At 44.4% G+C, this 11,209-nt stretch carries 9 protein-coding genes; 1 reads left to right on the top strand and 8 read right to left on the bottom strand.

The annotated features are described in order from the left end of the window. Positions 1-128 precede the first annotated feature (128 nt). Positions 129-1,796, bottom strand: coding sequence for a M28 family metallopeptidase (locus AC27KT_RS00935; protein ID WP_487126634.1), 1,668 nt, complete (start codon positions 1,794-1,796; stop codon positions 129-131). A gap of 70 nt (positions 1,797-1,866) precedes the next feature. Here AC27KT_RS00935 and AC27KT_RS00930 point away from each other — a divergent pair, with 70 nt between their 5' ends. Next, on the top strand, positions 1,867-2,811 hold the full coding sequence (locus AC27KT_RS00930; protein WP_487126632.1) for a DUF3025 domain-containing protein: 945 nt from the start codon (positions 1,867-1,869) through the stop codon (positions 2,809-2,811). 82 nt (positions 2,812-2,893) lie between these two features. On the opposite strand, the gene AC27KT_RS00925 is transcribed toward AC27KT_RS00930, so the two are convergent. From AC27KT_RS00925 to putP, 7 genes are all read right to left on the bottom strand, one after another. Then, the gene (locus tag AC27KT_RS00925; RefSeq protein ID WP_487126630.1) at positions 2,894-3,598 is read right to left on the bottom strand and encodes a YIP1 family protein; all 705 of its coding nucleotides are present in this window, start codon (positions 3,596-3,598) and stop codon (positions 2,894-2,896) included. Positions 3,599-3,870: 272 nt separating this feature from the next. Beyond that, positions 3,871-5,595: an SLC13 family permease gene (locus tag AC27KT_RS00920; protein ID WP_487126628.1), complete on the bottom strand. Its 1,725-nt coding sequence runs from the start codon at positions 5,593-5,595 to the stop codon at positions 3,871-3,873. Between the two features lie 16 nt (positions 5,596-5,611). Next, positions 5,612-7,027: a sulfate adenylyltransferase subunit CysN gene (gene cysN, locus AC27KT_RS00915; protein WP_487126626.1), complete on the bottom strand. Its 1,416-nt coding sequence runs from the start codon at positions 7,025-7,027 to the stop codon at positions 5,612-5,614. 1 nt (position 7,028) lies between these two features. Then, positions 7,029-7,820 (bottom strand): 3'(2'),5'-bisphosphate nucleotidase CysQ, encoded by a 792-nt coding sequence (gene cysQ, locus AC27KT_RS00910; RefSeq protein WP_487126624.1) that lies wholly within the window; start codon positions 7,818-7,820, stop codon positions 7,029-7,031. Beyond that, positions 7,820-8,416, bottom strand: coding sequence for an adenylyl-sulfate kinase (gene cysC / locus AC27KT_RS00905; RefSeq protein WP_487126622.1), 597 nt, complete (start codon positions 8,414-8,416; stop codon positions 7,820-7,822). Before cysC ends, cysQ begins: the two co-directional genes overlap by 1 nt. Next, complete coding sequence (gene cysD / locus AC27KT_RS00900; protein ID WP_014976001.1) at positions 8,416-9,330, bottom strand: sulfate adenylyltransferase subunit CysD; 915 nt, start codon at positions 9,328-9,330, stop codon at positions 8,416-8,418. The genes cysC and cysD overlap by 1 nt, the downstream gene beginning before the upstream one ends. 265 nt (positions 9,331-9,595) lie before the next feature. Next, positions 9,596-11,101: a sodium/proline symporter PutP gene (gene putP / locus AC27KT_RS00895; protein WP_487126620.1), complete on the bottom strand. Its 1,506-nt coding sequence runs from the start codon at positions 11,099-11,101 to the stop codon at positions 9,596-9,598. Between the last annotated feature and the right edge of the window lie 108 nt (positions 11,102-11,209).

Raw genomic sequence — 11,209 nt, 5'->3', positions numbered from 1 at the left:
AAAATAGCGATTCGAAGCCGCTTGGAGCAGTGCTTTTGGAATGAGAAATAAGAAAGGGCCTGTAAAAAGGCCCTTTTAGTTTTACTGCATAACTAAGCATTTTTAACGCTTAGAAGTCGGTGCGGATATTAATCTTTGCGCTGAAACTCACTCGCTTTATTCCACCTAGGCCAAGCGTCTGCATTTGCAACGCCCACACCTACGTCAAACAGCATTTGCGTGTCTTGCACAATTCCGCTTAAATCCCAATCATCGCGATACTGATCGCATACTTGGTGGTAGCAGCCCGTAACAATAACATTCATGCGTTTTCTATATTTAGCTGTTTCTTCATCTTCTGGTTCGTTACCGCCCTCTGCATAGAGTGCTGGAACACCTTGTTTGGCAAAGCTGAAGTGATCTGAGCGGTAATAGTAACCAGCTTCAGGTCTGTCTTCTTGTGTTAAAGTTCGGCCTTGCTTTGCGGCAGCGGCTTCAAGGTAATCTTCCATTTCTGATTTACCCATGCCCACAACCGCCACGTTCTTGGTTTTACCCAATACGTTCATTGCATCCATATTGATGTTTGCAACGGTATTCTCAATAGGAATAACCGGGTTGCTGGCATAAAATTTACTGCCCAATAGACCTTGCTCTTCAGCCGTAACTACTAAAAACGACACTGAACGCTTAGGTGCAGGCGTAAGTTCTGAATAGGCTTTAGCCATAGCAAGCATTGCTGCAGTACCTGTGGCGTTGTCGTGCGCGCCGTTATAGATTTGGTCACCTTCTTTGCTTTCGTCTTTACCTAAATGATCCCAATGGGCTGTGTAGATAATATGCTCATCAGGAAACTCGGTACCCGGTAACGTGGCGATGACGTTGTTGCTTTCTGACTTTTTGAAAGTGTTTTTCACGGTAACCGACGCGTTAATATCCATCGCTTTGCTATATGGACCCTGCATGGCGTTAGCTTTCTCTGTGTCGAAATCAAGGCCAGCATCGGCAAACACTTTTTTCGCTGCATCTAACGTAAGCCAGCCTTCAACGGCAACGCGGCTCGCGCCTTTATCGGCACTCACTAAACCGTACTGCGGACCACTCCAGCTGTTTGCAACAACTGACCAGCCGTAGGAGGCAGGTGCAGTTTCGTGAACAATAATGGCACCCGCCGCTCCTTGTCGGCTCGCTTCTTCGTATTTGTAACTCCAACGGCCATAATAGGTCATGGTAGTACCTTGAAACTTACCGCTTTCTGGGTTTTCAAAACCAGGGTCGTTAATTAGCATAACCACGGTTTTGCCCTTAACATCTAATCCTTCATAATCGTTCCAGTCATACTCTGGTGCATTTACACCATAACCTACGAACACCAGCTCCGAATCTTCAAGAGATACAGAGCTTTGTTCACGCTTAGAAGAGGCAACCATTTGCTCTTTGTAGGCAAAGGTATTGTCGCCTATGGTCATTGTCATATCTGGATCAGCGGTGATCTCCATAAGCGCTACTTTTTGAAGGAAGCTATCGCCGTTACCTGGCTTAAGTCCCACTTTAGTAAATTCACTGACCAGGTAATCAATGGTTTTCTTTTCACCTTCAGTTGTCGGTAAACGACCTTCAAACTCATCTGAAGATAATACTTTTAGTGGCTCGCGAATGTCGGCATCGGAAATACTATTGTAAACACTGTCGAAGTTAGACGCTGCAGACATGGTTTTCTGTGCGGACTCGTTTGTTGAGGTGCTGTCGTTATTAGGTGTGCAAGCACTTACGCCCAGAAGGGTAGGTACAAGCAATGGCAAAAACACTTTTTTCATTGTTAGTCTCTGTTTGCTCTACAATACGCACCCAGTATAGAGAAAACCCCAAAGCGAACCAATAGTTGATATGCAATCAGACTCAATACCCTTCTGTAAAGACTACCTATTAAAACACGCGAGTAAACCAGTTACGGACCTTTTAGAAGAGGTTGGCTTGCTTGATAAAAGTGCTTTTCCTACTCCTGATTTGCTAAACAATTTAACGGTGCATTACTGTAACTCTTGGAAAGGGCCTTTGTTTAAAGGGCAAAGCCAGTTTTCAGAAGATGATCAGCGTTACTACGAAACCATCATCAGCGAAGATGGGGTTGTGCCTACTCGTGAGCAAAGCTGGCATGATCTATTTAATGCCCTTATTTGGCTTCAATTTCCAAAAACAAAATCGTTGTTAAATGAGCTACACATCAATGACATTAAACTCCATGGTGTAAACCCCAGAACGTCACGACGCAATCGCATTACTCACTTCGATGAATGCGGAGTAGTACTTGCTATCGAAACACCTGAAGAAAATAGTCCGCGCTCATACAGTGAATTCTCTGATAACGGCACCAATTCGCAAAACAAAATTAATGGAACCTTGCCTTGTACAGCTAATGCGTTGGAAGCATTCTTAGGTGACCTCGCCGCGCATGAATGGGAGAAAGTTTTTGTCTACAAGCGAGCTTTGTGGCATTCAAAAGTAAGCCCCTTTATTTTTGGCCACGCAAATTTAGAAATGATGCTTAATCCGTTTGTCGGTCTCACAGGCAAATGGCTAGCAGTGTCTGTGCCTCACGGTTTTAGCCGTCTTGATAAATGGCAGCAGCGAACGATAGTTGATGATGCCATGATTACACGTATCAAAGCGTTAAATTATTTTGAGAGTACACCGCTTTTAAAGCCACTGCCTTTGCTTGGCGTACCTTCATGGCACACTCAACAAGATAAAGAGTTTTATCAGAATAACGACTATTTTAGACCACTACGCGAGGGAAGTAAGCCGACTATTCAGCTACCCTTGTGGACTTAAGTGTGTTGCGCTGCCCACGTTTTTCAACGAAAACAGCGCCAATTGGTAGCCAAATGATAAAAGGCTATTGAATAGAGGTGTTTTAGAATAGCGCCAAGGCAATCAGCCAAATGCCATAAATAACCACATACGGCGCGCATGCAATTAGTGCTGCCTTCTTAAGAGGAAAAGACGTCCATTGCGAGATGCCCACAGTAGCAAGATAGATACCCCAAAAAAGCTCTAGCCTTAACGCTTGACCGAAAGCATACCAAGGCGAGTCCATCGGGATATTCGCAATATAACCAAGAGACGCAGGCGACAAGATTGAAGGCGCTACCTGATGGTCGCCAGCAAACAACAGCAGAGCAACGCCAACCAAACCAGTCAACACATAAGGCATTGAAAGCCACCACGCAAAACCGTACCAGTCAGTAAAACCGTAAACATGACTGTCATCTGAACGTGTCATTAAGTTCACGTAAACGGCGTACACAGCGTTTATAATGATAGGAACAAAAAAGGCGCCAATAATGGAAGACCAAAGCAATGCATCTCTAGTGAAGAAGGCTTTCATTTGTTCTTCTTCTGCAGGGCTCATGTCACCTTGTGCCGCTATGTTCATCTTTGCAAACCACTCAATGTCGACGAAGTTCACGTAAAGGTATTGTGATACTAGCGTAATAGCCATGATCAAGATAAATGGCATCCAGCTCCAGTTGTTATGCTCACCAACTGCTTTGAAGACGCCATTCGGTTTGAAAAAGATATCATTACACGCTTGGAAAGGATTCGTCACAGTGTGCATCCATTGCTCCTCTTTCTAGTTTTTATTTGTTGTTCAGATTCTGTGTAAAACAATGACTATATGTTATCGCTCGTTAACACGTGAATAAGTTTAGGCTTACAGGTTACTGGCGAGCACAGATTATGTACAGCACAAGATTCTGATAAAGAGACATTTTTTGTAAGGGAAAATGTATAAGGCTAGTTAAGCGTAGGGCGCACGCTCAGTTAAATAGAGGTAAAAGGGAAGCTAGGCTTCCCTCTCATTTTCTATGGTTGCAAACCATAAACAGTCTACAGATAAGTTATATTCAGCAGCGTTAGCACTATTGCGCTGTACATCACAGAAATAGGTAGCCCTATCTTTATGAAATGCGCAAATTTGTAGTTGGCAGCGTTATAGACCAAAAGGTTAGTCTGGTAACCAAATGGCGATATAAAGCTCGCGCTCGCCGCAAAGGCAACTGCTAAAGCAAATGGCATTAGCGGCGCTCCGATAATTTGCACTAGCCCGTAAGCAAAAGGAAACATTAATGCCGCAGCCGCATTGTTGGTTACAAACTCAGTTAAAAGTAGGGTGAATAAGTAGATTGCCACGAGCGCTACAAACCAATCAGTGCCCGCCAAAAGAGGCATTAGCGCTTCGGTTGTAGTCATAATCACCCCAGAGTTTTCTAGTGCAGTGGCTAAACTCAATGCACCAACTATCACAACAATTAAGTTTAGCGGAAGATTGCGTTTCATTTCGCCATTTGACGTAACCCTAACGCCAATAAGGACAGCGGCTAAGAATAGTAGACCGATAGCCAATGAAATGACGTTAGTCGCGGCTAGTAACACTGTGGTAAGGAAGCCGCCAAGGGTAATCCATTCTTGCTTGTTCGTTAGTGGACGGGCAATTTTTTGCTCTGACAAAATAAAAAAGTTTTTATTTAAATTTTGACGCGTCGCAAAGTCAGGGCCCGTAGCTAAAAGTAAGAAGTCACCTGCTTGAAGCTTTATTTCTCCCAACTTGCCTGAAAGCTGCTCTCCATCGCGCCGAATTGCCACAACGGCGGCATCAAACAAGGCTCTAAAGCCAAGTTTTTTTATGGTTTGCCCAATAACTTGAGCGCGATTGGCAACCACTACCTCGGTTAAGCTCTCACGCAGTACCCCATCAGACTCAGCGAACATGCTTAGCCCCTTTATGTGGCTAAGATTATCAAGTTTTTGGACGTTGCCAGAAAATATCAATTTATCGTTTTCGAGAATCACCAAATCAGGGCCCACAGGAGAAATAAGATTCCCATTGCGCACCACTTCTACCAAAAAGAGTTCTGGTAAATTGCGTAAATGGTTTTGTTCTACGGTTTTGCCTATGAGTTCTGAACCAGACTCTACTTCAGCTTCAACCATATACTCGTGATAGTTATTACTCTTATTGCCAATATGAGGTAGCAAAGGAAGTAATAAGAACATGAGTAAACCACAGCTTAAACCCGCTACGGTGCCATAAAGTGTGAAATCAAAAAAGCTAAAGCCCGGATGCCCATGCTCCTGCAAAAAGCTGTCTACAATCAGGTTGGTAGACGTACCGATTAAGGTGACCGTACCACCTAAAATAGCTGCATATGAGAGGGGGATTAGCAATCGGGAGGCAGGGTGATATTGGTTTTGCTTAATTGGACCAATAAGGCTCGCCACAATAGCTGTATTGTTTAATAGCGCAGACGATAAAAAGGTCAGTGAAAACAAGCGCCAATAGGATTGAGTAAAGTTAGCATTTACTAGTTTCCTACCTAAACGTTTTATTAACGCTGTTTTATCAATTGCACTGCTCACCAAAAGCAACAAAACAAGGGTAATAAGGCCCTTGTTTGTTAAATTTAGCAAGATGTCATCAAGAGATAACTGCTGGGTAACCAGTAAAGCTAACACTGCACCAGAAAACACAGTGGAAGGGCGCTGATTGGTAACGATCAGCGCGCATATCGTACTGGCAAATACTGCCAGTACGATGAACTGGGTCACATCCATATTGCTCCAGTCCTGCTTAAAGTTTACTGATATCCACAGAGTTCCAATGCGGGAAGTGCTTGCGTACTAGTGCATTGAATTCAAGTTCGAACTCAGAGAAATTAGGCGATGTATGCTGTGCGTCACCCGCAATTTCATCAATGATCATGCCCGCGCCAACGGTACCGTTGGTAAGGCGATCGATAACAATGAAAGAACCAGTAGGGCGGTTACGCTTATACGGGTCGCATGCAACAGGTTGAGTAAACTTAACGTCTACCACACCAATCTCGTTAAGATTTAAGTGCATAGCATCCGTTTCTTCTAGCGTATTCACATCAATTTGATTATCGATATGGGCAACAACCCCAGGCGTTGATTTAGTCGCGAACTTAAACAAATATTGCTTGTTTGGCATTAGCGGTTCTTCAGACATCCACACAAGGTGAGTTTTAAATTGTGTGCTTAGCAATGGCAAGTTATCTGATTTTACAATCATGTCGCCACGAGAAATGTCAATTTCATCTTCTAGCGTTAGCGTTACCGCTTGAGGCACATAAGCGCGCTCTTGGTCGCCTTCAAACGTAACGACTTGCTTCACTTTTGATTTCTTACCAGAAGGAAGTGCCGTTACTTCATCACCTGGTGCAACTTGGCCAGATACCACGGTACCCGCAAAGCCACGGAAATCTAGGTTAGGGCGGTTAACGTATTGTACAGGGAAGCGAAAATCTTCTAGGTTGTCATCTTCACCAATTTCAATGTTTTCCAACATTTCCATAAGTGGCGTGCCGTCAAACCAAGGGGTCTTTTCGCTCTTGCCTACTACGTTGTCGCCTTCAAGTGCTGAAATAGGTACGAACTGAATGTCAGGAATATCAAGCTGCTCAGCAAACTTCAGGTAGTCTTCCTGAATTTGCTTGTATACTTCTTCTGAATAGTCCATCAAGTCCATTTTATTGATAGCAACAATAACGTGTTTGATACCTAAAAGAGAAACTAGGAACGAGTGACGTTTCGTTTGTACTTTAACGCCGCCACGAGCATCAACAAGAATAATAGCAAGATCGCATGTTGAGGCACCCGTTACCATGTTACGGGTGTACTGCTCGTGTCCCGGAGTATCTGCGATGATAAACTTACGCTTGTCAGTAGAGAAGTAGCGATACGCTACGTCGATAGTAATCCCTTGCTCACGCTCAGACTGAAGACCGTCTACAAGAAGGGCAAGGTCAACTTTCTCGCCGGTAGTGCCCACTTTTTTGCTGTCTTTAGTGATAGCGGCAAGTTGGTCTTCATAAATCATTTTAGAGTCGTGAAGCAAGCGACCAATTAGGGTACTTTTACCGTCATCTACGCTACCGCAGGTAAGGAAACGTAGCATGTCTTTCTTTTCGTGTTGTTCTAGATAAGACAGAATGTCCTGTCTTAATAATTCGTTTTCATTGTTCATGTTATGCGCTCACAAGGAAAAAGGGGTTTAACACAGACTCTTTTTGGTTGTACGTAAGAGCGTCAGCGTTGTCATCTAATGGATTTTCAGGATCAAGTACGGTTACGTTTGCGCCTGCCGCTAGTGCGACGGCGTGTGCTGCACCTGTATCCCATTCAGATGTTGGGCCTAAACGAGGGTAAAGATGTGCTTCACCCTCAGCCACCAAGCAAAGCTTCAGTGAACTACCCATCGCTACAAGCTCGGTTTCACCTTCAAGCTGCGCCAATAAATTCTGAATTTCAGGGCTTTGGTGAGAACGACTACCTACCACTTTCCACACTTCGGCACCATCGTGCTTGCGCGCAGAAATAGCCGTAAATTCGTCATTCACTTCAGTCCACGCACCTTCTCCAACAATACCTACATAGCTTTTGTTTAGTGCTGGCGCGTAAACCACACCCATGGTCGGTTTACCGTTTTCGATAAGTGCAATATTTACCGTAAACTCACCGTTTTTCTTAATAAACTCTTTAGTGCCGTCTAGCGGGTCTACCAGCCAGTATGACGACCACGTTTTGCGCTCTTCCCATGAAATATCTGCTGACTCTTCAGAAAGAATCGGCAGATCAGATTCAGCTTCAAGGGCGTTAACGATTACGTTATGGGCGGCAAGGTCAGCTTCTGTTAGTGGGCTGGTATCCTGCTTTTCATAAATGGCGAAGTCTTTCTCGTAAATGGCCATTATCTTATCGCCGGCTTCTTTGGCGATAGCTAGCACTTTTTGTGCAAGACTATTTAAAGGCTGTGTCATTACACCAATCCCTTTTCTTGAAGCAAAGCATACAATCGCTCAGCGGTTTGCTCTGCGGGTTCATCCTGATAGGTTAAGTGTACTTCTGGCGCTTCAGGTGCTTCATAGGCTGAATCAATACCTGTGAAGTCCTTAATTTCACCGCTACGCGCTTTCTTGTATAGCCCTTTCGGGTCGCGTTTCTCGCACACTTCAAGTGGCGTATCAACAAAAACTTCTACAAACTCTCCGCCTTCCATTAAGCTGCGGCAGTAATCGCGGTCGGCTTTGAAAGGCGAGATAAAAGCGGTAAGCACAATGGTACCGGCATCAACAAACAGTTTAGCGACTTCGCTAATGCGGCGAATGTTTTCAACGCGATCTTTATCGCTAAAACCCAAGTCGCCACACAGACCGTGGCGCACGTTGTCGCCGTCAAGCAGATAGGTGTGCTTGTTCTGCTCATGAAGCTTTTTCTCAAGCAGGTTTGCTAATGTCGATTTACCAGAGCCGCTTAAACCCGTTAGCCAAAATACACGAGGCGTTTGACCAAGCTTTTCAGAGCGGGTGGTCTTGTTTACTTCGTGTTTATGCCAAACAACGTTGTCGGTGGCCATTAGAAGTACCCTTCCATTTTCTTCTTCTCCATCGAGCCTGCGCTGTCATGGTCGATAACTCGGCCCTGACGTTCAGACGTCTTGGTAAGCAGCATTTCTTGAATAACTTCAGGTAGGGTTGCTGCTTCTGACTCTACCGCACCGGTCAGTGGGTAACAGCCAAGAGTACGGAAACGCACAGAGCGCATCTCTGGTACTTCACCTTCTTCTAGCGGCATACGGTCGTCGTCTACCATAATAAGAATGCCGTCGCGCTCAACAACAGGGCGAGGCTTAGAAAGGTAAAGTTGTGGAATATCGATGTTCTCTAGGTAGATGTATTGCCATATATCTAGCTCAGTCCAGTTAGACATTGGGAATACACGAATGCTTTCACCTTTGTTAACCTGAGAGTTATAAATATTCCAAAGCTCTGGACGCTGGTTTTTTGGGTCCCAGCGGTGGTTACTGTCGCGGAATGAGTAAACACGTTCTTTGGCACGTGATTTTTCTTCGTCGCGTCGAGCGCCACCAAATGCAGCATCGAACTTATATTTGTTCAGCGCTTGCTTAAGTGCTTGGGTTTTCATGATGTCAGTATGTTTTGCTGAACCGTGGCTAAATGGGCCAACGCCAGCTTCAACACCTTCTTCATTGATGTGAACAAGCAAATCAAAACCGTGCTTCTTAGCTTGTTCGTCACGGAACTTAATCATTTCACCAAACTTCCACGTTGTATCTACGTGTAATAGTGGGAAAGGAATTTTGCCGGGCGCGAAGGCTTTACGGGCAAGGTGAAGCAGCACAGAAGAGTCTTTTCCTACAGAGTAAAGCATAACTGGGTTTTCAAACTCAGCAGCAACCTCACGGAAAATCTGGATACTCTCGGCTTCGAGTTGTTTCAAATGCGTTACAGACGGGATACTAGCAGTCATTTTGAAGTCCGAATTTTATGTTATATACAAAAAAGTTATATATGGGTTATTTTTCTGCATAGAACGATAACATATTTAATTTCAAAAGTAGTATGCGATTTTGCTATTTAAAATAGCTATCTTATTCCATTAAATAAAATTTTCACGCAATTGAAGCATAAGCTAATTTTTTCAAGGGCTGTGAAAAGATAAAAGCCCTGTTTAGAAATATAAACAGGGCTTGTTATTCACTATTGTTGCGAATGACTTTTTACGTATCGTTCGCTTACTTTTCGCTCAATTTGGACTGGAAAGCGTCGAACGTATCGACCACACCTTCTCTTGGCGAACCAGATTTACTTAAAACCATGATGGTTAAGCTGGATAAAATAAACCCAGGTACAATCTCGTACATCCAGTCACCAAGCTTCTGGCCGCCAATTTCAATAGGAAGATAAATCCACAGTAACACCGTCACTGCACCAACAATCATACCGCCCAGTGCTGCACGGCGAGTCATTTCACGCTTAAACAGACTAAATAGTACAAGCGGTCCGAAGGCGGCACCAAAGCCAGCCCAAGCATTACTTACAAGTGTCAAAATGGTGCTGTCTCTATCATAAGCTAGATAGATTGCTACAAGCGCGACAACGACTACGCTGACACGACCAGCAATAACGAGCTCGCCATCTGACGCATCACGTCTCAGGAACGCCTGATAAAAGTCGCTGGTTAGTGAACTTGAGGTTACCAACAGCTGGGACGAAATAGTACTCATGATTGCCGCTAAAATGGCAGCAAGAAGAAAGCCCCCGATAAGCGGGTGGAACAGTATTTGAGAGAGATAAATAAAGACGGTTTCAGGATCGATTTCGTTTCCGTTACCTGTTACATAAGCAAGACCGAAAAGCCCCGTCATTAACGCACCAATAATCGACACAATCATCCAACTCATACCGATATTGCGGGCAGTTGGTATATCTTTAACAGAACGTATCGCCATAAAACGCACAATAATATGAGGCTGCCCAAAGTAGCCTAGCCCCCAAGACATGAGTGAAACAATGCCAATCACACTCAAGGCTTCATTGGTAGAGGCATCCATGAACGCATCAAATAATGCAGGGTTTATTGTATCTAAAGCGTCTATTGAGGCACCAATTCCGCCGAGCTCACTGATAACAACGGCAGGTACCATAATGAGTGAAACAAACATGATGCACCCTTGTACGAAATCGGTCATGCTCACGGCCATGAAACCGCCAACAAGGGTGTAGGCGACAACGACACCAGCGGTAACATACAAACCTGTCTCGTAAGTTAAACCAAACGATGTTTCAAATAGCTTTCCGCCAGCCACTACGCCAGATGATGTGTAAAGGGTAAAGAAAACAACGATGACCACAGACGCGATTACTCTTAGTAGGCGAGAGTTATCGGCAAAGCGATTTTCAAAATAGTCGGGGAGGGTGATAGAGTTATTAGCCACTTCAGTGTAAACGCGAAGTCGCGGAGCAACTAACATATAATTTGCGAGCGCACCTAGAACTAACCCTACAGCAATCCAACCTGCAGATAAGCCTGAAACATACATAGCGCCGGGTAAACCCATGAGCATCCAACCACTCATGTCTGATGCACCCGCTGAAAGTGCGGTTACTGCGGGGCCTAATTGGCGGCCGCCAAGCATGTAGCCTTCTACGTTGGTGTCTGTTTGCCGATAGGCGAAAAGGCCTATTCCCAACATTACAACAAAATACAAACCTAACGAGATTATCGTGCCAGTAGCCATATAAATTCCCTATGCTTTTTTTCTCATGCTAACACCTATGACATAGAGTCTCTATGTCAGTCGGCGACCTTGCGTGTTTTCTATACGGCTATACGTAAATAAAGTTTG

This window comes from Alteromonas sp. 5NW40-0090 (genome assembly GCF_057552975.1).
Note: the sequence above shows the minus strand (reverse complement) of the source record. Positions and strands in the feature narration are given on the sequence as shown.